This is a genomic window from Sphingomonas sp. NPDC019816 (assembly GCF_050274375.1).
Taxonomy (GTDB): Bacteria; Pseudomonadota; Alphaproteobacteria; order Sphingomonadales; family Sphingomonadaceae; genus Sphingomonas.
Genome location: NZ_JBNNOB010000008.1, coordinates 29128 through 49538 on the forward strand (window position 1 = coordinate 29128; position 20411 = coordinate 49538).

General features: G+C 65.9%; 22 protein-coding genes and 1 pseudogene. 10 read left to right on the forward strand and 13 right to left on the reverse strand.

The genetic code is table 11. The features are described from left to right. Positions 1-16: 16 nt before the first annotated feature. Positions 17-1351: a DUF1254 domain-containing protein gene (locus ACQKJZ_RS02385; RefSeq protein WP_427729843.1), complete on the forward strand. Its 1335-nt coding sequence runs from the start codon at positions 17-19 to the stop codon at positions 1349-1351. Positions 1352-1419: 68 nt separating this feature from the next. Here the strand turns inward: ACQKJZ_RS02385 and ACQKJZ_RS02390 are convergent, their stop codons facing one another. Then, positions 1420-1983, reverse strand: coding sequence for a CBS domain-containing protein (locus ACQKJZ_RS02390; RefSeq protein ID WP_427729844.1), 564 nt, complete (start codon positions 1981-1983; stop codon positions 1420-1422). 34 nt (positions 1984-2017) lie between these two features. Here ACQKJZ_RS02390 and ACQKJZ_RS02395 point away from each other — a divergent pair, with 34 nt between their 5' ends. Together ACQKJZ_RS02395 and ACQKJZ_RS02400 are read left to right on the forward strand one after the other, a co-directional pair. Then, positions 2018-2449 carry a hypothetical protein gene (locus ACQKJZ_RS02395; RefSeq protein WP_427729845.1) on the forward strand — a complete coding sequence of 144 codons (432 nt, stop codon included), beginning with the start codon at positions 2018-2020 and terminating at the stop codon, positions 2447-2449. Between the two features lie 720 nt (positions 2450-3169). Then, positions 3170-3589 (forward strand): alpha/beta hydrolase, encoded by a 420-nt coding sequence (locus ACQKJZ_RS02400; protein WP_427729849.1) that lies wholly within the window; start codon positions 3170-3172, stop codon positions 3587-3589. Between the two features lie 277 nt (positions 3590-3866). Here ACQKJZ_RS02400 and ACQKJZ_RS02405 read toward each other — a convergent pair whose 3' ends face one another. Beyond that, positions 3867-4931 (reverse strand): IS110 family transposase, encoded by a 1065-nt coding sequence (locus ACQKJZ_RS02405; RefSeq protein ID WP_427729846.1) that lies wholly within the window; start codon positions 4929-4931, stop codon positions 3867-3869. 264 nt (positions 4932-5195) lie between these two features. Beyond that, positions 5196-6332: a DUF1343 domain-containing protein gene (locus ACQKJZ_RS02410; RefSeq protein ID WP_427729850.1), complete on the reverse strand. Its 1137-nt coding sequence runs from the start codon at positions 6330-6332 to the stop codon at positions 5196-5198. On the opposite strand from ACQKJZ_RS02410, the gene ACQKJZ_RS02415 reads away from it, so the two are divergent. Then, the gene (locus tag ACQKJZ_RS02415; protein WP_427729851.1) at positions 6309-6464 is read left to right on the forward strand and encodes a hypothetical protein; all 156 of its coding nucleotides are present in this window, start codon (positions 6309-6311) and stop codon (positions 6462-6464) included. The genes ACQKJZ_RS02410 and ACQKJZ_RS02415 overlap by 24 nt on opposite strands. 268 nt (positions 6465-6732) lie before the next feature. Here the strand turns inward: ACQKJZ_RS02415 and ACQKJZ_RS02420 are convergent, their stop codons facing one another. The 4 genes from ACQKJZ_RS02420 to ACQKJZ_RS02435 all read right to left on the reverse strand — a co-directional run bounded on the left by ACQKJZ_RS02420 (position 6733) and on the right by ACQKJZ_RS02435 (position 10616). Continuing rightward, positions 6733-7704 carry an ExeA family protein gene (locus ACQKJZ_RS02420; RefSeq protein ID WP_007406337.1) on the reverse strand — a complete coding sequence of 324 codons (972 nt, stop codon included), beginning with the start codon at positions 7702-7704 and terminating at the stop codon, positions 6733-6735. Positions 7705-7716: 12 nt separating this feature from the next. After that, entirely contained in the window at positions 7717-9378 is a 1662-nt protein-coding gene (locus ACQKJZ_RS02425) for an IS481 family transposase (RefSeq protein WP_007406365.1), read from the reverse strand. Continuing rightward, on the reverse strand, positions 9375-10037 hold the full coding sequence (locus ACQKJZ_RS02430; RefSeq protein WP_007406363.1) for a recombinase family protein: 663 nt from the start codon (positions 10035-10037) through the stop codon (positions 9375-9377). Before ACQKJZ_RS02430 ends, ACQKJZ_RS02425 begins: the two co-directional genes overlap by 4 nt. Positions 10038-10220: 183 nt before the next feature. Next, positions 10221-10616: a MerR family transcriptional regulator gene (locus ACQKJZ_RS02435; RefSeq protein ID WP_007406344.1), complete on the reverse strand. Its 396-nt coding sequence runs from the start codon at positions 10614-10616 to the stop codon at positions 10221-10223. 115 nt (positions 10617-10731) lie between these two features. Here ACQKJZ_RS02435 and merC point away from each other — a divergent pair, with 115 nt between their 5' ends. Genes merC through ACQKJZ_RS02455 form a run of 4 tightly spaced genes read left to right on the forward strand, consistent with a single transcriptional unit; the run spans position 10732 to position 13176 of the window. Beyond that, a complete protein-coding gene (merC, locus tag ACQKJZ_RS02440) occupies positions 10732-11157 on the forward strand; it encodes an organomercurial transporter MerC (RefSeq protein WP_133177339.1) in 426 nt (141 codons plus the stop codon). Further along, entirely contained in the window at positions 11157-11564 is a 408-nt protein-coding gene (locus tag ACQKJZ_RS02445) for a mercuric transporter MerT family protein (RefSeq protein ID WP_158005333.1), read from the forward strand. The genes merC and ACQKJZ_RS02445 overlap by 1 nt, the downstream gene beginning before the upstream one ends. Further along, positions 11564-11785, forward strand: coding sequence for a GDCCVxC domain-containing (seleno)protein (locus ACQKJZ_RS02450; RefSeq protein WP_082450164.1), 222 nt, complete (start codon positions 11564-11566; stop codon positions 11783-11785). Before ACQKJZ_RS02445 ends, ACQKJZ_RS02450 begins: the two co-directional genes overlap by 1 nt. A 44-nt stretch (positions 11786-11829) precedes the next feature. Further along, the gene (locus ACQKJZ_RS02455) at positions 11830-13176 is read left to right on the forward strand and encodes a dihydrolipoyl dehydrogenase family protein (RefSeq protein WP_007406355.1); all 1347 of its coding nucleotides are present in this window, start codon (positions 11830-11832) and stop codon (positions 13174-13176) included. Between the two features lie 364 nt (positions 13177-13540). On the opposite strand, the gene ACQKJZ_RS02460 is transcribed toward ACQKJZ_RS02455, so the two are convergent. After that, positions 13541-14218, reverse strand: coding sequence for a phosphoribosylanthranilate isomerase (locus ACQKJZ_RS02460; protein WP_083949045.1), 678 nt, complete (start codon positions 14216-14218; stop codon positions 13541-13543). An 80-nt stretch (positions 14219-14298) separates the two neighbouring features. Next, a complete protein-coding gene (locus tag ACQKJZ_RS02465) occupies positions 14299-15861 on the reverse strand; it encodes a DUF4403 family protein (protein WP_231923442.1) in 1563 nt (520 codons plus the stop codon). Between ACQKJZ_RS02465 and ACQKJZ_RS02470 the strand changes: the two genes are divergently transcribed. Together ACQKJZ_RS02470 and ACQKJZ_RS02475 are read left to right on the forward strand one after the other, a co-directional pair. Then, a complete protein-coding gene (locus ACQKJZ_RS02470; RefSeq protein WP_255210224.1) occupies positions 15851-15982 on the forward strand; it encodes a hypothetical protein in 132 nt (43 codons plus the stop codon). The genes ACQKJZ_RS02465 and ACQKJZ_RS02470 overlap by 11 nt on opposite strands. A gap of 21 nt (positions 15983-16003) precedes the next feature. After that, complete coding sequence (locus tag ACQKJZ_RS02475; protein WP_066516399.1) at positions 16004-16573, forward strand: DUF4142 domain-containing protein; 570 nt, start codon at positions 16004-16006, stop codon at positions 16571-16573. Between the two features lie 66 nt (positions 16574-16639). Here the strand turns inward: ACQKJZ_RS02475 and ACQKJZ_RS02480 are convergent, their stop codons facing one another. The 4 genes and pseudogenes from ACQKJZ_RS02480 to ACQKJZ_RS02495 form a co-directional block, all read right to left on the reverse strand. After that, a complete protein-coding gene (locus ACQKJZ_RS02480) occupies positions 16640-17071 on the reverse strand; it encodes a MarR family winged helix-turn-helix transcriptional regulator (protein ID WP_096362248.1) in 432 nt (143 codons plus the stop codon). A gap of 100 nt (positions 17072-17171) precedes the next feature. Next, positions 17172-18599 carry an efflux transporter outer membrane subunit gene (locus ACQKJZ_RS02485; protein ID WP_427729847.1) on the reverse strand — a complete coding sequence of 476 codons (1428 nt, stop codon included), beginning with the start codon at positions 18597-18599 and terminating at the stop codon, positions 17172-17174. Further along, complete coding sequence (locus ACQKJZ_RS02490) at positions 18599-20125, reverse strand: DHA2 family efflux MFS transporter permease subunit (RefSeq protein ID WP_427729848.1); 1527 nt, start codon at positions 20123-20125, stop codon at positions 18599-18601. The genes ACQKJZ_RS02485 and ACQKJZ_RS02490 overlap by 1 nt, the downstream gene beginning before the upstream one ends. After that, positions 20125-20411: pseudogene (locus tag ACQKJZ_RS02495) on the reverse strand (HlyD family secretion protein); the annotation flags it as partial. The gene ACQKJZ_RS02490 and the pseudogene ACQKJZ_RS02495, both read right to left, overlap by 1 nt.

Consider the following 20411-nt stretch of genomic DNA (forward strand, 5'->3'; position numbering starts at 1 on the left):
CTTTCGGGAGCTTACCATGAGCCGTCGAACCTTTGTAGCCGGCGCAGGCGCGCTGGTCGGCAGCGCAGCCGTTGCGACACGTGCCAGCGACGCCGCAGCCCAGCGTTCTCCTGCCGGAACGGTCGCGGCCGGCGTGGATCCGAAGCGGGCTGCGCGCGAGGCCTGGATATATGCGCTGCCGCTGATCGAGATGGCGACGACGCGGGCGCGGAACCTCGCCGCTGATCCGCGGCAGAACGTCATCCATCACCAGCGTCGCCTGAGCACGCCGGCCGATCGCTGGCTCACCGCGCCCAACAACGACACGCTTTATTCCAACGGCTGGCTCGACCTGACCGACGGGCCCGTCACGCTCACCATCCCGCCGATGAAGGGCCGGTATTTCTGCGTGCCGATCCTCAACATGTACACTGACAATGAGGTGGTGCTGAGCCCGCGCACGATCGGCGAGGATGGCGGCGTGTTCACCATCGTCGGTCCCGGCCAGACCGGATCGGGGCCCAATGTCGTGCGCGTCTCGACCCCGCATGCCTGGCTGTTCCTGCGCGTGCTGGTCGACGGCCCGGCGGATCTTGCCGCCGCCCATGCGGCGCAGGACGGGTTCGTGCTGCGCGGTCCCGAAGGGCGAGACCTTCCGGCGTTTGCCGCGCGCAATGCGGCGGCCGGCGACTATTTCGACAGCGCACGGCGCTTGCTCGCGGCCGATCCGCCCTCGGGCATGGATGCGCTGATGCTGCGCCGGACCGCCGCCCTGCTCGGAAGCAAGCCGGTGCCCGGCGACGATCCCGCGGTTGCCGCCGGAGCGGCCGAAGCACGCGCGCTGATCCTCGGCCTGGCGAAGCAGCCGCCTGCGCTGGTGCAGGGCTGGACCTATCCGGCGCCCAACATCGGGCTGTTCGGCCAGGATTATCTGTTGCGCGCGGGCGTCGCGCTGGCCGGTCTGGGCGCGCTGCCGCCGGCGGAGGCGATGTACCTCGGCGCGGCGGACGAGCATGACAGGCTGATCATCGAGGGCGACGGTCCGTACCGCGTCACCGTGCCGGGTGACATTCCGCTGGACAGCTTCTGGTCGCTGACGCTGTACGAGCGGGTCGACGGGCAGCAGTTCCTGACCGAGAACCCGATCAAGCGCTATTCGATCGGTGATCGCACGCCGGGCATCCGGCGCGGCGCCGACGGATCGATCGAGGTGTGGATCAGCCGAACCGATCCGGGTGGCGAGCGAAGCGCCAACTGGCTGCCGGCGCCGCGATCAGGCGCCTATTCGCTGTACCTGCGCTGCTACCTGCCACGCCGCACTTTCATCAACGGCAACTGGCGGATGCCGCGCATGGAACGGGTATCGACGTGACGGCGGCAAGAGCCCGGCATGCTCGGGTACGATGCGCCTTCGAGCCGCTGTACCCGTCAGCCTCAATCTTAAACGCCGTCATCTGCTCCAAGCGTCCAGAGCTCAACTCTTCCAAGCAGAGCGAAAGTGGCCGTACGAATGAATAGGAGACTAGCCGGTGACGCTGGCAAGATCCCGAAGGCGAGCCAACCGTCACATGAATGTATGACCGATTTGGTAAAGGCCGCCGTGGACGCCCGATTGTGGGTCAGGATCTCTCCATATATTTCGCGCTGTCTCCTATCGAGCTCCTCGAAGTAGCGGCCACGCGCATAGTTCTCGGTAACGACGCCGAGAACCCGCGCTTCGTTCGTCACAACGGCGAGTTCATCGGCGACTGAAACTTCAAACTGCTTCAGCAGCGCGTCAATCGCCGTTGCCGGGCTGACAGTTACTGCTTGCAGATTTGCGACATCGGCAAAAGCGCTCTCAGGCGCGAGATCGCCGGCGTGCCCCGCGGCAGTCGCGAGCATCCCCAGGTAGCGGCCATGCTCGTCAAGAACGACGGCCTTCGATGCCGTGCCGAGCGGGACACGCTCCTGAAACTCGGCAACGCTGATGTCCGCCGGCACGGTCACAAAGTCGCGCCGCATCAGGCGCTCGGCATGCAGACCGTTGATCCATCCGATGTCACGTGGCTGCCAGCATGCTGCTCTTGCCAGCAACCGCGACACCCTGGATCGCGACGATTCGGTCCGAGGAAGCGAGAAGCATGGCACCGGCAGCAGCCTGACCAGGGCTCGGGACAATTTTGGACCGAGCCTCTGCGGCAGCCGCGAGGCGTTCGAGCGCCTGCTCCTGCGGCACATAGGAGCGACCCGCGCCGCGACCTGCATCAACCTCGGCGAGGATCTGGCGCTCTGCATCGATCGCGCGCGCCGTCGTCATCATCTCCGCGCGCCTGCCGCGACCTTCGACCAGCTGCCCGCCCCGCGTCAGCATTTCGACACGGCGCTCCACGGCTTCGATGGAGACGGGCAGTCCGGTATCGAGCGCGGCCTTGAAGATGTCCGTCCTCGGGAACGCCGCTTCGCGTTGCTCGAGGTGGCGAAGCGCTGAGGCGACCGCATGCGCGGCCGCGGCCTTCCCGGGCCCACGCAGATGCCCATCGTCGGGCAGATAAGGGGTCGCTTGCCGACAGCCCCAGCCGTTCCCGCAAAGCGCCGAGCACCGCCGATGCTCGGTCGCCGATGCTGCCCACCGCCTGCGCCAGCCTTGCCCATCCGGTCGGGACCTCCTGCTGCCGCGCCTCCGCCGCGACGATCATAGCCGGCAGGTCGAGATCCGCTTCCATCGCGCTCGCGCGCCAGGCCGCGTGGAGCGCCTGCCGATCCTTGGCAGGCGCCTTGTCGGGCCGCGTCATGAGCGTCGCTGCAGCGAACGCCTCGGGTGTGTGGGTGTGTACCGGGAATAGGCATCGGGTGCGCGGGCTGACCGGCCGAGCTGCTGAGGATGGTAGCCGACCTGCGACCCGGCGAAGTGGTCGTCGCTGAGAAAAATTGACCGGATCAGCCGATTGCCATTGGCCGAGGCTGAACTGTTGGTGGCAACGATTTGATCGAAGGGTGCCCGTCTAGCCGTGCCGGGCATTGTGGGTCTGACCGATCTTGTGGCGGACAGCAGCGGCGTCGCGCGTATCGTGCTCGAAGCGGTGCAGGAAATGCTCTTGCTAATCTGTCTCATGCCGTCCATGCGCAGACCTTTGCCGAATATCGGGCATCGACGGTTTCTCATCTGCGGACGCAGCGTACCTTTCAGAGCGTTGATGTGGCCGCCGAGGTGGAGTGGAACGCCCCGGGAGAGTGGACGCCGGCGGCAGCAGCGGAGCCGGGGCAACCCCGCAAAGGCATTCTGTTGATCCATGGACTTGGGGACTCTCCGTGGACGTTCGTGGACATCGCGGCGGAGCTCTCCAAGCGCGGGTATCTGGTCCGTACAATTCTCCTCCCTGGACACGGCACGCGGCCTGAAGACGTGATGTATGTGACGGCAGACGACTGGCGGCAGGTCGTCCGGCAGCAGGCTGACGCGATGCGGCGGGACGTCGACACACTGTACCTCGGCGGCTTCTCGACCGGCGCCAATCTCGCGCTGGAATATGCCTATGACCATGCCGATGTCGCCGGGCTGGTGCTTTTCTCGCCCGGGTTCAAGAGCCTGTCGCTGGACTGGCTGGCGCCTGCGCTCGCCGTGACGTGATGGGGCGGCCGACCCCTGCACCAGCGTAGCTGTGCAATGATGTGGTCGTTGAGCCATGTGTGGACGACCCCTGCGGTGCAAGAGCTTTCGTGCAGCGATGAGCACCGGTCGGGTGCATCCATGTGTTCGGCCTGTTCGTGCAGCACCGCATGGCTGCTGGCCCTGATGAAGTCCGCGGATCGGATCCCTAATCACGTCATCGCGCTCGAAGCGCTCTGCTCCCCTGGGCTTGTTCGATCCCCGGTCTGACCGGTTTGTCATCACCACTCAGCTGCCCTTACACCATCCTGTCGCCCGCTTCAGCGGGCAACGAGGACGGCGGTCGCGCGGCAGCCGCCGCGTAGACCTCTTTGCGCGCCATCACCGCCCAGGCGATCCGCGCTGTCTTGTTGGCGAGCCCAACGGTCGCAATCTTCACTGGCTTGCGCTCGATGAGCTGCGCGACCCATGGCTGGCGGGCGGCATCCTTGCGCGCCATGCGCATCACCGCGGTCGCGCCGACCACCAGCAGCTTGCGGAGGTATCCGTCGCCCTGCTTGCTGATGCCGCCAAGCCGCTCCTTGCCACCCGAGCTATGGGCTCGAGGTGTGAGCCCGAGCCATGCAGCGAACTGCCGGCCCGAGCGGAACAGCGATGCGTCGGGCACAGCCGCAGCGATGGCCGATGCGGTAATCGGACCGATCCCGGGGATGGTCGCCAGCCGGCGACTGGTGTCATCGGCCCGATGCCAGGCGAGGATCTGCGTCTCAAGCCGATCAATCTCGCTTGCCAGCGATCGTAGCTGAGCACCGATGGTATGCAGCGCCGACCGCGCATGTGTCGGCAGATTTTCCTGTCCCTCGTGGAGGAGCTTCATCAGTGCGGTGACACCGCCAGGCCCCTTGCTGGAGACGATCCCGTATTCCGACAGGTGTGCCCGCAAAGCGTTGATCAGTGCCGTTCGTTGTCGCACCAGCAGGTCGCGGGTCTTGTGGAGCATCAACACCGCTTGCTGGTCGACGCTCTTTACTGCCACGAACCTCATCGTCGGCCGGGTCACTGCTTCGCAGATCGCCTCCGCATCCGCAGCGTCGGTCTTCCCGCGTTTCACATATGGCTTCACATAGGCAGGCGGCATCAGCCGGACGTCATGGCCCAGCGCCAGAAGCTCTCGGCCCCAATGGTGCGCCGATGCGCATGCCTCCATGCCGACCAGGCACGGCGGCAAGGAAGAGAAGAACTTCAGCACCTCGCCCCGCCGGAGCTGCCGGCGGACCAACACCTTCCCATCAGCGCCGACCGCATGGACCTGAAACACGTTCTTCGCCAGATCGACACCGACGGTCACGACATCCTGCTGCATGGATCGACTCCTAGACGTGGCTCAACGACCACATCATTGCACAGCTACCCTGGTGCAGGGGTCGTCCACCCCATCACGTCACCTAGTCGCGACAAGCGCCGGAGCTCACGTCACCTCGTCGCGACAAGCGCCGGAGCTCAGCGAGCCGCTTACGTCGGCCTCGGGCGACAGCTTCAAGACCCATACGGCGTCCGTCGATTGCAGCGAACGGATCGCGCCATCGCCTGGGCGACGAACACCGTCGCCCAGGGCAAGGGCTGGCCGTCAGTACAGCAGATGCTGCTTCCGTTTGAGGCGGAACGCTTCGAGTTCCGACGCCCAGCCGGCCGCGATGAGGCGGGGATCGACGCCGGCCTTGATCTGCTGAAGGATTGCGTCGTTGAGGAGCAGCTTGTTCACGTCGTCGACGTGGAAGTGCTCCGGGTAGAGCTTCCACAAAGCGGAAACAGCTTCGATCCCGAGTTGTGGTGCATCCAGGATGGTTCGGTCGAGGATATTGATCTCGACACCTTCCACGCGCTCGCCACCATAAGGATAATGATCGGCTTTCGGCGGCGTATAGGTGACCGGCATGAACCGCACGCCCGGGATGGTGCGCGCGTTCAGATAGGCGGCAAGGTCGACACCCTTGATCCAGGGTGCGCCGATGCGCAGGAATGGCTGCTCGGCCGGCCCCTTCAGGTTGACGTTGGTCGGCTCGAGCAAGGCGGTGCCGGCATATGCCGTGGCCTGATCCATGCCGCGCAAATTAGGCGACGGATTGACCCAGAGCAGCCCGGTCTGATCGTACCAGTCGCTGCGCTTCCAGCCGGTCATCCGAACGACGGTCAGCTTCGCGCCGATCTGGCGCTCCGCGTTGAAGAAGGTCGCAAGTTCACCCATCGTCATCCCCGGGCGCATCGGCTCGGGATGCGGGTTGACGTAATTCTCGCGGCCTGGCTGCGACAGGGGACCCTGGACCGCCAGCCCGTTCAAGGGATCCGGGCGGTCGAGGATCAGCACCTCGAGACCATGGCGCGCCGAGACCTCGAGAAAGAAGCGCATCAGCGTCTGGAAGGTCCAGTAGCGGACGCCGACGTCCTGGAGATCGATCACGATCGCATCGACGCCTGCCACCTGGTCGGCCAACGGATAGCGATCCGCGGCGCTCTTCCCGTACAGGCTGACGATCTTCAGGCCGCTGGCGGCATCGACCGCGTCGTCGATCCCCGTCCGGTCCAGCGCGGCGTCGATCCCATGTTCCCCGCTGAACAAGGTGACCACTTCGACGCCGGGTACTGCCGCCTCGGCATCCTGGCGCAACACATCGATCGTCCGGCGCCCCTTCGAATCGATCCCTACGGGATTGGTCAGGATGCCGAGGCGGAGCCGCCCGCCATGCTTCGCGGCCAGCGTACGCAATGCGCTGAACCGTGTGTCCTGAAGGACATCGATACCCGTTCGGACCTGCGCGGCGGCAAGCTCCGGCACAACCACACCGCGATCTTCGACACGCTGGATCGCGCGGCGACAAAGGCCCAGGCGAAGGATTGACGGCGGCGAGCGGCGCGCCTCGGCTCCTCCAGCCAATCATGTTTGGCCTTCGGCTTGTGATGGTCGCAGCGCTGACTGCTTGCGAGTGCCATCCCCTAACTGTAGCGGCCTGCAATGATGGTCGGCCCGGCGCGAGATTATAGGTCTATTCTGGCGCACGCTCCGTGAGACCGAAGCCGTGCTCTAGCGCACTATAGTTGAGAACGGGCGCACCTCGGGTGAAACGGACGCGAGACGCAGGCCACGCGACGCACGCTACGTGAGACGTTCATATTGGCAGTCCCGCGATGCGCATCTCGTCCGTTAGTTCGGTCGCCCGTGTACCCTCCAGCTCGCCGCGCATGAGCTTCCTGATCTCGGCGGGCTTGGCGTCGAACTGGTCGCACAGCGCCTTCACGTCGTAGCCGTGCCGGTTCAGCTCTGGCTCTATGTCGTCGAGGCGGCGCGACAGCACGCCGTCAACGATGGTGCCGTCGATCGGCTTGGCGCCGATCCCGAACCCCGCCTCGAACGCGCGGACGAGGTAGCGGCTGAGCTGGAGCGGCGTCTTCAGCCGCGCGGCGAGCAGCGTCGCCGCGTCGTCGGTGATGACCTCCTCGGGCTCGACGCCCTCTTCCAGCGAAGCCCGGAGCACCCAGTCGATGAAGTCGCGCTGCCGGTCGCGCAGCCCTCCGAACTCGAACAGCGTCGTGCGGTCACCCACCTCCTCCATGGTGGGGCGACGCAGGTCGTTCTTCAGACGCGGGTAGCCCAGCATGACGACCGAGAGTTGCCCGCCACCCTCCTGAACCAGCTCGACCAGACGCTTGAGCGCCTTCAGTGTGTTGGCGTGGAGGTCGTGCGCGTCGTCGACGAAGAGCGCGACCGGCTTCTTAGCCTTGCGGAACAGCTCCTGGAGGTCGCGCTCGCGGCGCTCGGCTTGGCGCGAGATGGTGGGTAGCTTGTCCGGGCTGAGGTCGTAGAACAGCGCCGACACGAGCAGCGGCACCGTGATCTTGGCCTTCTCCAGGCTGAGCGCGCGCGACACGATAACGCGGTTCTCGCGCTCCAGCGCCTCGCGCAACCTGCGCACCAGCAGCGACTTGCCCGACCCGATCACGGCCGTGAGCGCGATCAGCCGGCCCGCCATGATCGTCGTACGCAGGTCGTGAACGATTTGCTTGTGGTGCTCAGTCTCGTAGAACCCAACATCGACTGGCGGTCGGGCAAGCCGGTAGTGGTGCATGACTTCGGTCAGCATGGGGCAGGCTCCTCATCCCGCATGGGCGCGGCCGGGCGGGAACCGTTCGCGGATGGCGACCATCACCTCCGCGCGGACCAGCGTGCGGGCGAGCAGGTCGGCGATGAATTGGAGGTCGTCCGCGCTGAGCTTGCCGAGCGGCACGCGCAGCTCTTCCGCGATCGCCGCGCGCGCCTTCAGCGGCGTGGCGAACGCCAACTCCTCGAACCGGTCGGGACCGTCGAATGGGCGGGTGGCGAGCATGGCGCGGTGCGGCTCGCGCGCGATCAGGTCGGGCTCACCCGACAGCGCGGAGCGCGGGATGGAAATGCGGGTCGCGAGTTCGGCGACGCGGTCCTGGCGGACATCGCGCCTGCTCTTGCGGTGCTTGCGGTAGCGATGGAGCGGTACGGGGCCGCCCACGGGATCGAACGGACCGTAGCGCTCGTCGCCATGCTCGGCGAACAGCTCGGCGTCGAACAACCCCCACCACAGCACGACCGCCTCGCCGGCAAGCTCGGGGTCGAGCTCGTAGGTGACCCCCGCGACCGACACCCGCGCGTCCAGCCCGACCATGCGCCGCTCGGGCTCGCGCGCGAACGAGCAGAACCGCTCCCACGCGCACATCGCGCGGACCCCGCCCTCGGGCTGGCGCTCAAGCCAGTCATCGACGCGCGAGTGAGCCTCGTGCCGGTGATCGCGCGCATTTTCGCGATCGACGAACCGGGTCAGCCAAGCGTTCGCCTCGGCTTCGGTGTCGGGCTGGTGATGATGGTAGAGTGTCTCGTGCGCCTCCTTCACCGTCCGGAACGGCCGCTCGACCTTGCCCTTGGCGCGTGCGGTCGTGCGCGCACCGTCCGATCCGGCCGGCATGTGCGGAGTGACGATCACGTCCAGGCTCTCCATTACCCGCTTGAACACGGCTGACTTCGCGACGGGGCCGTTGTCGAGGTGGAGTTGCTTGGGGATACCCTGGAGCGGGTTGGTCGTGCCGTCCGGCTTGGCCGACATGGCGCGGAACAGGAAACCGAGCGCCGCCTCGACATCCTCACCATATACGCAGTGGTATTCGAGGTAGGCGAGCCCCGACCGGTCATCGACGACCGAGAACAGCATCAGCGTGGGCGCGCCGCCCCGTTCCAGGTCGACCCAGGGCGGGGGAACCGCGAGTTGCTTCAGGTCGGACGGGCTCAGGTCGAAGTGCCACAGGTCGTTGGCGTGCTCCGCCTGGAAACGGACGGCCGCGGGCTCTCGTGTCAGGCGCGCGTGGTCATACCCGAGCCGGCGCATATGTCGGTTGAGGGTCGAGATGGTGAGCAACCCGGGCGCGAGCTTGCGATGGCCATCGGGCGTGTGGACCCCATGCTCCTCGACCAGCCTGAGCGCCCGCGCGGTCGAGAGGTGGCGGCCCTTCCTGTTGGTGGTGCTCTTCTTCACCGCAGCGACGATCTCGCACCAGTGTTCGATCTCGCCGTCGCCCATGACGCGCGCGTGCCCGCGATCGGAGCGGTGCGCGTCGCGGGGACGGTGCTCGCCGCGTAGCGCACGGTACAGGGTGGCGCGCGACACGGCGTAGAGCCGGCAGGTCGACGCCATCATCTCCTTGCGGTCGGGGTGCCGGGGCGGCAGCGCCGCGAGGCGTCGTTTCAGGGTCGCGAGCGCCTCGGCTGGAACGGGCGCTCGCCAGACGGTCACGCCGCTTGTCGCTCTTCGCGAGCCCGGGTGGGAGGTTTGGGCATCGCCTTCCCGTCGAGGAGCGCCTGGCCGGGGGCCTTGGGCGTGCCGTCGCCGTTGATGTAGTGGTAGAGCGTCGTGGTCGTGATGCCGAGCCGCTTGGCCACCTCAGCCGCGACCGCCTTCCGGTCGCTCATCGCCGCCATTGCCATTTGCAGCGTCGAGCGGTCCATCTTGCGCGGGCGCCCGCCCAACCGGCCCCTGGCGCGCGCTGCAGCGAGCCCGGCGCGCGTACGCTCGGTGATCAGCTCGCGCTCGAACTCGGCAAATGCGGCGAAGATGCCGAACGCGAGCCGGCCATTGGCGGTCGTCGTGTCGATCTGCGCGCCGGCACCCGTCAGCACCTTCAGCCCGATCCCGCGCGAGCGCAGATCCTCTGCGGTGATGACGAGGTGACGGAGATCACGGCCGAGCCGGTCGAGCTTCCAGATCACCAACGTGTTGCCGGGCTGGAGCGCCTTCAGGCACGCGGTCAGGCCAGGCCGAGCATCGTGCCGACCCGATGCGAGGTCCTCGTAGATGCGGCTCGGGTCGACGCCGCCCGCGAGCAGCGCGTCGCGCTGCGGCTCCAGCGTCTGGCTGCCGTCGGCTTTCGAGACGCGGACGTATCCGATCAGCATGAGAAGGCCGGTTCACCCGCAAGGAAAGACAGCTACCACCCTGCATTCTGACGCTGGTTTCCGCAACGGCTTTTCTCGTTCTGAACGGCCGCGATCGGGTGGCCGATTGCGACCACAAGGAAACCGGACGTATTTCTTGCGAGCCGCGCGCGCTGTTGGGAGAAGCGGTAATGCACTGCCGTCTTAGGCAGGAGACAGGGCTTCAAGGATGCCGCACTCGGCAACGGTGCCGTGTCCGCATCGGTCGATGATACGCGCCAGCTCGCCATCCAGGGCTGCCAAGTCGGCGATCTTGCGCTCGATCGCCGCCCTGTGCTCGCGCGCGATCGTCTCGACCGCGGCACAGGACCAATCGCTATGGTCGGCCAAGCCCAGCAGCTCTCGCACTTGGTCGAGACTGAAACCAAGGCCGCGCGAGCGGCGAATGAATGACAGCCGGCGAAGGGTCGCCGAAGCATAGGTCCGGTAGTTGCCTTCGGTGCGCGCCGGCGCGGGCAGCAAGCCGATCTCCTCATAATAGCGGATCGTCTGCACCTTTGTGCCGGTCGCCTTGGCGAGGTCGCCGATTTTCAGAGCCACGGCCCTTGACCCTACAGTTGCTGGAGGGTGCATATAAGGTTTCGACTATGATCCTGTCGAGGAGCCAAGGCGAGCGCGGTGAGTCGCTGCGGCGGAGCGGGTGAAAGGAACGGCTGTGCCTACTGAGGACTCCCTAACGCGAACGGCCGATAAAACGGGTGTGATCGGCGCGATCATCGCCTCGTTCGGCTGTGCGGCGTGCTTTCCCGCCCTTGGCAGTCTCGGTGCCGGGATCGGCCTGAGTTTTCTGAGCCAGTATGAAGGCCCCTTTATCCGATACGTTCTGCCGCTCTCCGCGCTCATCGTATTGGCGGCGAACCTCCGCACCGGCCTTCGTCACAAGACCTGGCTGCGCCTAGCGTTAGGCGTCACTGGACCTGTGCTTGTTCTCATCGCCGCCCTGCTGATGTCGCTTCGCGGCGTTCGGGCGGAATGGGTGCTGTATGCGGGGCTGGTGTTGATGATCGGGGTGTCGATTCTCGATCTTGTTTCGCCTCCGGGGCGGCGGTTCAGCAATCCGATCCCATCGAGGAACAGATAATGACGGATACCGTCGCAAGGCAACCCTCAACACCGGGTGGGCCGCCCGTCCGGGGTGTCGCATCAATAGCGGCTGCGTTGGGCCTGGGCGCGGTCACGGCCGCCGCGGCCTGCTGCGTTCTGCCACTCGCGCTCGCCTCGCTCGGCGTGGGTGCTGGGCTCGCCGGCAGCTTCGTAGGGCTGGCGAGCATTCGCGCGCCGCTTCTGGTGCTGAGCGCGGTCGCGCTCGTGGTCGCTTGGGCCATGTGGTGGCGCAAGCGCGAGACGGCCTGTGCGCCGGGGGACGCCTGTGCGGTTGATGTCAGGTCGCGCCGGATCGTCGGCCTCCTGATTGCGGCAACTGTGCTGGTCGGCCTGGCCGCTATCTGGGGCTCGATCGAGCCTATCCTCATGAATTGGGTGTTGTAATGCTGCTCACCTCCACGTTGACCTGCCCCAAGTGCGGCCACCAATCGACCGACACCATGCCGACCGATGCGTGCCAGTTCTTCTACGACTGCAAAGGCTGCGCCGCGGTGCTTCGCCCCAACGCCGGGGACTGTTGCGTTTATTGCTCCTTCGGTGACGTGCCCTGTCCCCCGATACAGGAAGCGCGCGCGTCGGGATCAACGGCGAGCTGCTGCGCCTGACGGCACGCCAGCCGGGGAACCTGAACCACGCCAAGGAGAAGCTCGTGCCCGACACCTATGATCTGGTCGTCATCGGCGCGGGAACTGCCGCGCGGGTAGCGGCCATGCGCGTTCGCAAGGCCGGCAAGAGCGTCGCCGTGATCGACTGCCGACCCTATGGCGGCACCTGCGCCCTGCGCGGCTGCGATCCGAAAAAGATGCTACGCCACGGGGCCGCTGTGATCGACGACGCGCGCCGGATGCGGAGCAACGGCGTGGTGGGAAAGGACTGCATCGACTGGCGCGAGTTGATGGCGTTCAAGCGCACCTTCACTGATCCGGTGCCGGGGAAACATGAACGAAGCTACCATGAGGCCGGGGTGGATACCTACCACGGCCCGGCTCGCTTCACCGGCGCGAACAGCCTCGTCGTGGAGGGAAAGACGCTGGTTGGCGGCCATTTCCTTGTTGCCAGCGGTGCCGAACCGGTCCCGCTCGGCTTGCCCGGCGAAGAGCACGTCATCGACAATGAGGCGTTCCTGGCGATTGAGAGCCTGCCCCGGCGCATCGTGATCGTCGGGGGTGGATACATCGCGGCGGAGTTCTCTACAATCGCGGCGAACGCCGGGGCGCAAGTGACCATCCTCCAACGCGGGCCGCGCATGTTGACCGGCTTCGACCCCGATCTGGTCGGCTGGCTGATGCCCCGCCTGCGCGATGCGGGGATCGACGTGCAGCTCGATACGGAGGTCGAGGCGATCGACAAGACAGGCGACGGCTTCTCGGTTCGCGCCTCCACGGGCGGGGTGAGCAAGAGCTTCGCGGCCGATCTGATCGTCCATGCTGCCGGGCGACGCCCGGCGCTCGAAGCACTCGACCTCGATGCGGCGGGGATCGCACACGAGCGGGGCCGCCTCACGCTCAACGAGCATCTGCAAAGCGTCTCCAACCCGGCGGTGTATGCTGCCGGCGACGCGGCCCAGATGGGGCCTCCGCTGACGCCGGTATCGAGCCATGACGGCAAGGTCGTCGCCGGCAACATGCTCGAAGGCAACCACCTCCGCCCGGACTATCGGGGTATCCCCAGCGTCGCCTTCACGCTTCCTCCCATCGCTTCGGTCGGGCTCAGCGAAGCCGAAGCGCGCGAGCGGGGCCTGCGCTTCCGCGTGAAAAGCAATCTGGTCCCCAACTGGTACTCCGCGCGGCAAGCGGCCGAACCGGTTTATGGGTTCAAGGTGATGGTCGATGAAGGCGACGACCGGGTGCTCGGGGCTCACCTGGTCGGACCGCATGTGGACGAGGTCATCAATCTGTTCGCGCTCGCGATCCGGCATGGTCTGACGGCCGACGATCTGAAATCGACCATGTTCGCTTATCCGTCCGGGGCTTCGGATATCGGCTACATGCTGTGATTAAGCGGTCCAATGAACACCAATTCAGTGGGTCCGAAGGCGATAGCCGCTAACTCGGCGTCACATCAATGGGGCTCTCACGATCGTAACATGCGCACAGTCCAGCGACGGATGCGCGTCGCCGGTGCCGATTTGAAGGTCTCACAAAGCGTGCGCTGACTGATGACCGTCTCGCGTCCGTCTCAAAGATCGTACGCTGGTTCTCGAATAACGTGCGCCCAAGCACCTCGACGGTCTCACAGACTATGCGCCAGAGTGCGCCCTTTATCTCGCGTCGAACCGATCATCATTGCAGGCCGTCACAGCTAACCTTAACTGCACAGGACTCCGGCGGAGGAAGGCGTTCACGCCGGTGCCAGTGCCGTCACATCGCCCGCGCCATTTCCCGGTCGATCTGCTGGACCGCGGTGACGAAGGCGAACAGCTTCTGCGGGTCGAGCTGACCACCCGTCCGGACGCCGGAGCACAGGTCGACACCATAGGGGCGAACCTGCCCGATCGCTTCCGCCACGTTAGCGGCGGTCAGGCCCCCGGCAAGAAACACCGGCTTCTCGGTCGCACGGACGAAAGCGGCGCTGACCGCCCAGTCATGCGCGCGGCCGGTTCCGCCCAGCTCAGCGACCGGGGCGTTGGGCCTGCCGGAGTCGAGCAGGAAGGCATGAACGCAAGGCTCATAGGCCGGGATCAGCTGTAGCGCTTCCGGCCCTTCGACGTGGATGACCTGTATCCGGCGGACGTGCGGCTCCAGCGCTGCCAGCTTGCCCGACTCCGCGGGATCGATGTGCGACACGATCTGGACCGCCGACGGAGCGGTCGCGCGGACATGGGCGGAGATGGCGTCGGCGGTCGTCTCGGATGTCAGCAGGAAGGTGGCCACCGGCGGTGGCACGAGCGCCGTCACCTCTGCGATCGCCCTGTCGGAGATCGGACCGGGACCAGAGGGCATGCGTGCTACCAGCCCCAGCGCATCCGCCCCCGCGGCGATCGCGATCCGCGCTTCATCCGGCGAGGCGATGCAGCAAATCTTTATACGAGTTCTCATGGGATGGAGACATGCCGCCAGGCCGATGCAAGGGCAATGCGCCGGTCCGTGCCGGTTGCCGTCGTGAGGTCGGGCGTCCTCTATCGTGGAGCAAGGCGGATCGTGGCCGTGCCGCGCCCCCATACGGGAAGGTACACGCCTTGCCCCGCCGCCTTCAGCTGGCCCGTGCGCACGTCCGTGATGTGGGCGCGCACGATCAGGTCGCCGATCCGCTTCTCGTCGATCGCACGGGTGATCTTGGCGAGCAGCTCGTCGAAATCCTTTTCGAAGTTCTGCGTCAGCGCGGCGGACACGGTGCTGGAGATGCCGGGGGCGTTGACGAGCTTCAGAAGCAGGCTTGTTCGGACCGAGTCGGTCACACCTGCGACGGTGAGATCGTCAAACGCGACACGGCGATCATTGACGGCGTTGCGCGGCGTGGCGGTAAGCCAGATCGTGCCCCGCGAAGGCTCCCCGCCTTCGGCTGCCGCACTGAAGCGGAGCCCGACCGCGATCTTGCCGCCCGTCGTGCCGTAGATGGTCACCTGGTAAAACTGCGCGCGCACCGCACCGACACCGGGCACCTCGAAGGGGCGGCGGGAACGCTTCACCAATGCCTTTGCGAGCACCGGCTCCAGCTGACGATAGTCGGCGATGACGGGTATGGCGAACAGGATGCGGCCGGGTCCAGGCTGCATGCGCGTCATGGCGGGGAGCGGCTGGCGCTGCGGATCAGGCGGCCGATCGCCGACAAAGGTCTCCGTCCCCGCCGTCAGCCCCAGCGCCAGGTTCACCCGATTGCGCGAAATAGTGTAGCCTCCGTAGCTCAACTGTCGGGGAGTGATCCGCATCCACACCGGCGGGTTCGCCCGGTTCAGCTGGACGGAGGTGAACGCCGCGCCCCACACCTGCGCGATCTGCTCGCGCAGCTGCAATCTGCCGAGCTCCTGCGGCAGAGTGTGCTCCAGGCGCGCGACGACGCCGGCGAGCTTGGCGTCGGCCTTGCTGGTGAACTCGATACGCTGGCCCAGGAAGTCGACGTGCGGCTCGTCGGTCCAGTCGTAGGCGATCGATACCGTTGCGCGCGGCGACCAGTCGCCGGCGATGTCGAGCCTGGCTACTGCCCGAACGCGGGCGTCCGCCTCGGCTGTTTCCCGGCTGAGCACGCCTCCCACGTCCCGGGCGCTGATCGCGGCGTGAAGCGGCATGGTGACGGTGATCGTTTTGCCCGAGCCCTCCAGCACCAACGGCCCTCGGACTACGGTGCCCGTGATGCGGCACCGGATCGCGGGCGTCTTAATTCTCGCAAAGAGGATCTTGACCTTCTTCGGCGGGACGCAGGTCTGCTCCGGCTTGTCGATTGACCAAAGGCGACGCGGAACCGCCTTTTCGAGAGTTGCCGCCAGCTTGCCCAGGTCCGCGACGATCGGCACGTCGATGGTGGAGGTCTGCGGCGGTACGCTGATCGTGTCCTTCGCTCGCGGAGGCGCCTCGCGAGGAGTTCGGTCGCAGCCAGTGAGGATGGCAACGCAGAGCAGAGCGAACACGATCGAGGCGCGGGAGACGTCGCTTTTGCGCAAGGAAAACCTCGCAATTCGGTCTGCCGCTTCAGATTTCGACTTAACCGGCATTGGAACGGCTTCAAGAGCCGCCATGTTCATCATCGCCGCGTACCTCCAGACGTCCGAGCGGCCACCTCTCCAGCAGAGCGCCGAGGTGCGTCGCAAGAAAGGGAACCGTTCCGTTTCCTTATCGTTCGACCCGTTGATTTCGGTCAATGCCTGACAACACCAACGGAGAACCTCGATGAAGATTGCGATTGTCGCTGCGCTGCTCACCCTGGCGCCGGTACCAGTGCTGGCGCAGGCCGTTTCGCCCGCCACTTCGGGAACAATGACCAGCGCTGACGTCGGCGTCTCGCCGATCGCGAGCCAGAGCGGACCCAATTACGTGCTCGCTGCGGCCGATGCGAACCTTTACCAGATCAAGGCCGCGCAGCTTGCCGCGACGCGCGCGCAGAGAGACGACGTCAAGGCCTATGCAAAGCGCGTGCTGGCGGAAACGCAGAGCAGCCACAAGGCGCTGCTGGCGGCGCTGAAGAATGATCAGCGCACGATCAAGGCGCCGTCCTCGAGCCTGTCCGCCGACCGCGCTGCCCTCCTCAAGCTGCTCCAGAAGGCGCCCAAGAGCGCCTTTGACAATCTGTATCTGACGCAGTCCGCGCAGGTTCAGCAGGCCGCCTGGGCCGTGCACAAGGGTTACGCGCAGGACGGGACCGACCCGGCGCTGCAGCAGGTCGCCGGCACCGCGGTCCCGGTGCTGGAAAACGAGCTCACCACCGGCAAGTCGCTTACTCCCTCCGGGCTTGCAGGATAGGTGATACCCACCGGGCCAGGTCGATGAAGCCCCCTTTAGACCTGGTCCGGTACCTGTTTATGGCGATTATTGACGGGAGTGCAGCCTGCGGAACTGGTCCCGTGCTTCACCGCGCATGAGATGCTGCATTACGATCCAGTAGCCCGTGACGGCTGTCTCTCCTGCCGCCTGATACGCGTTCGCCATGTTACGCCTGAGCTCCTCGAACAGCGCGTGCTCGAGCGCACGTCCCTCGTCGGTGAGCGACAGCAGCTTCTGCCGTCGATCGCGCTCCCCGACACGTCCGCAGACTAGCCCGCGGTCTATCAAATCCCGCATTACCCTGCCGAGCGATTGCTTTGTGACGCAGAGAACGTCCAGTAGTTCGCTGACTGAGATTTCCGGGTACCTGCCGAGGAAGTACAGGGCGCGGTGATGCGCCCGTCCGAGGGTACGCGTTGCCAGCTCGGCGTCGGCATGCGCCAGATGGGATCTGTGGGCAAAGAACATCAGATCCATTCCTCCCCTGATCGCGTCATCACGCAGATACTGGGCAGGAGGCGGCAGAAGCGGAGCCGTCACGCGGTCGGTGCCCTCCCCTCGCATCGCTGCAAGACTGTCACTGCTGGCTCCATCCAAGTCCCATCGCCTTTTGGAGGGCGATAAAGGCACGATCAAGTTCGCCGGTCGCTTCCAGCACTGACTGGTCGGCAGCCAGCGCCGCGCGTTCGGCATCGATGGACGTGGTCAGCGGTATCGCTCCCTGTGCATATCGCTGCCCGGCATAGGTCGCTGACTGTCTGGCACCGTTACGGCTCGCGACAGACGAAAACAGGTTACGGCGCTGATTGCCGAAGCGGGTCAGGCTGGTTTCAGCATCAGACAGCGCGCCGAGAACCGCCTTGCGGTATTGTGCTTCCGCCTCGTCTCGGTCAGCCCGCGCCTGCTCGACCCGGGCACGATTACGGCCGAAGTCGAGAAAGCTCCAGCTGATCCGCGGCAGGAGCAGGCCCGCGACGCTGTCAGGATCAACCACATCGGCGATATTGGGACCACCGAGCCCGATGATCCCCATAATGCTGACCGATGGGAACTGCCGGGCGACGTTGACCCCGATCTGCGCGTTCGATGCCGCCAGCTGCCGCTCGGCTGCGCGAATGTCAGGCCGGCGTCGCAGCATCGCGGCCGGGTCGCCGATCGCGACAGTTCCTGGGATCATCGGGATCGGGGCAGGAGTGGACAGCAAGGCATCGTGTGTTCCGGGCTCGTCGCCGGTGAGCAGGGCAAGCTGGTCGAGCGTGGTCGCGATCTGTCCCTCGAGCGGCAACAGCCCGGCCTCCGTGCGGGTCAGCTCGGTCTTCAGCCGAACCACCTCGTCGCGCGACGATGCACCGCGTTGTTCGCGCTGTTGAAGCAGGGCGAGTGATCGCTGTTGAAGCTGCGCGGAGCGGCGAGCCAGGATCAGGCGCTGCTGAAGTTCGCGCAGAGTCACATAATTCTGGGCAACCTCCGCCGACAGACGAACCTGCGCATCAGCTTTATTGGCTTCGGCCGCCTGAGCCTGGGCCTCGGCACCTTCGGCAGCGCGGCGTCGCGCGCCGAACAGATCGATCTCCCACGATGCGTCCAGGCCGGCATTATAGAACTCGGCCCTGATACGATCGGATTGCTCGCCTTGCGTCGGCAGCGCGAGCGAGCCTGCGGGAAGATCGGCGACGATCGCAGTGCCTGACGCCGAGACGGTGGGAAGCTGGTTCGCGCGCTGTTCGCGCAAGCTGGCGCGCGCCTTGCGGATGCGCGCCTCGGCGATCGCCACGTCCGGATTGGAGGCAAGCGCCCGGTCGATCAGCATCGTGAGCTGCGCGTCGCCCATGCCTTCCCACCAGCGTGCGACAGGGGTCTGCGGTGACGTGACGGCCTGATCCGCGCGGCGAAATGTCGATCCGGCGCGCTCGCCGCTCGCAACGCCCGGCGGGCCTCCATAGTTGGGGCCGACGACGCATCCGGTCAGGAGTGCGGGGAGAATGGCCCAGCCAAGTCGCTTCATCAGTGCATCGCCATCTGCGTGTCGGAGGAGATCGGGCGGAGGAACAGCGCCAGCGGCGTCGTGATCGCGATCGCGACGCCCAGCGCAAAAAACAGGTCGTTATAGGCCATGACGGTAGCCTGTTCGAGAAGTTGACCGGCGAGCTGCCGATACGCGCCGGCTTCGCCGGACGGCATGACCATGGCTTTAGCGAACCATTCCTGCGTGGTGGCCGCATTGGCCGACACCGTCTCACCCAGCCGGTTGAAATGGAGGAAAGTCTGCCGGTCCTGGAGGGTCGCCATCAGGGCGAGGCCGATCGATCCGCCGAGGTTGCGCCCCGCGTTGAACAGCGCGGACGCATCGCCGGCATCCTCGGGTGCCACAGCGCTGATCGCTGCCTGGTTGAGGAACATCATGGCGAAGATCTGCCCGAAGCCCCGGACGAGCTGTGAACCCGTCAGGTCGCCCCCAGCCGACTGCGCGGTGAGGTGCCAGTCCATGGCGCAGCTGACGCCGATCAGCGTCATGCCGACGAAAACCGCCAGGCGAACGTCAAGATATTTGAACGCTAGCGGCAGGAACGGCATCAGCATCAGGGCGGGGATACCGGAGACGAAGACCACCTTGCCCGATTGCAGCGCGCTATAATCCGCCATCGACGAGAGGAACTGGGGGATGAGAAAGGTCACGCCGTAGAGCACGACGCCGATGATGAGGCTGAGGACGAATACGCTACCGAAGGAGCGGCTGAAGATCAGCGACAACTTGAGCACGGGATGCGCGGAGCGGACCTGTCCGATCGTGATGAGCGCGAAGCCGAAGACCGTGGCGATCGCGAGTTTCACGATCATGGCGGACTCGAACCACATCTCGCGCTGCCCCTCCTCGAGCATGACGGTGAGCGCACCCAGGCCGATCGCGAGTCCCGCGATCCCGAACCAGTCGGCATGGCGTAGCTGGTCGAGCCGCAGATGCTCGTGCTTGAGCCCGAACAGCAGGAGGAGGACAAGCCCTGCACAGACCGGCACATTTAGAAAGAAGGCGTAATGCCAGCTGTAATTGTCGGTGAGCCAACCGCCGATGATCGGCCCGAGCACCGGACCAAGGATTGCGGTGCCGCCGAACGCGGCGGTGCCGATCGGCTGCTGCGACGGCGGCAGCCGTGTCGCGATGATGGTCATGGCGGTCGGGATCAGTGCACCGCCGGTGAAGCCTTGGCCCACGCGGCCAGCGATCATCATCGGCAGCGTCGTCGAGATCCCGCACACGATGGAAAAGCCAGTGAAGCTGACCGCTGCCCCCAGAAGGAAGTTGCGCAGGCCGAACAGGCGCACGAGAAAGGGGCTGAGCGGTATCATGACGATCTCTGCCACGAGATAGGAGGTCGCGACCCAGGTGCCCTCGGTGCCGCTCGCGCCGATCTCGCCCTGAATGGTGGGCAAGGCCGCATTGACGATCGAGATGTCGAGCAGCGCCATGAACGACCCGATCGTGCCCGCCGCAACGGCGAGCCAGTCGCGCAGGCCGGCGCGTTCGGACGCCATCAGCGCGAGCCCTGCGTCTCGTCGCGCTTCAGCCGCTCGGTTTCCTGCTCGATCCGGTCACGACTTCCCTTTGCGCTGATCGTGTCGACCGTGACCTCGACCGACAGGCCGGGACGCAGCACCCGGCGCGCCTCCGGCCCGGCTTCAATGCTGATCCGCACGGGCACTCGCTGAACGATCTTGGTAAAGTTCCCGGTCGCATTCTCGGGCGGGATGAGCGAGAACTGCGCGCCCGTGCCTGGCGAGAAGCTCGCAACCCGGCCGCGCAGTTCGGCGCCGTCCAGTG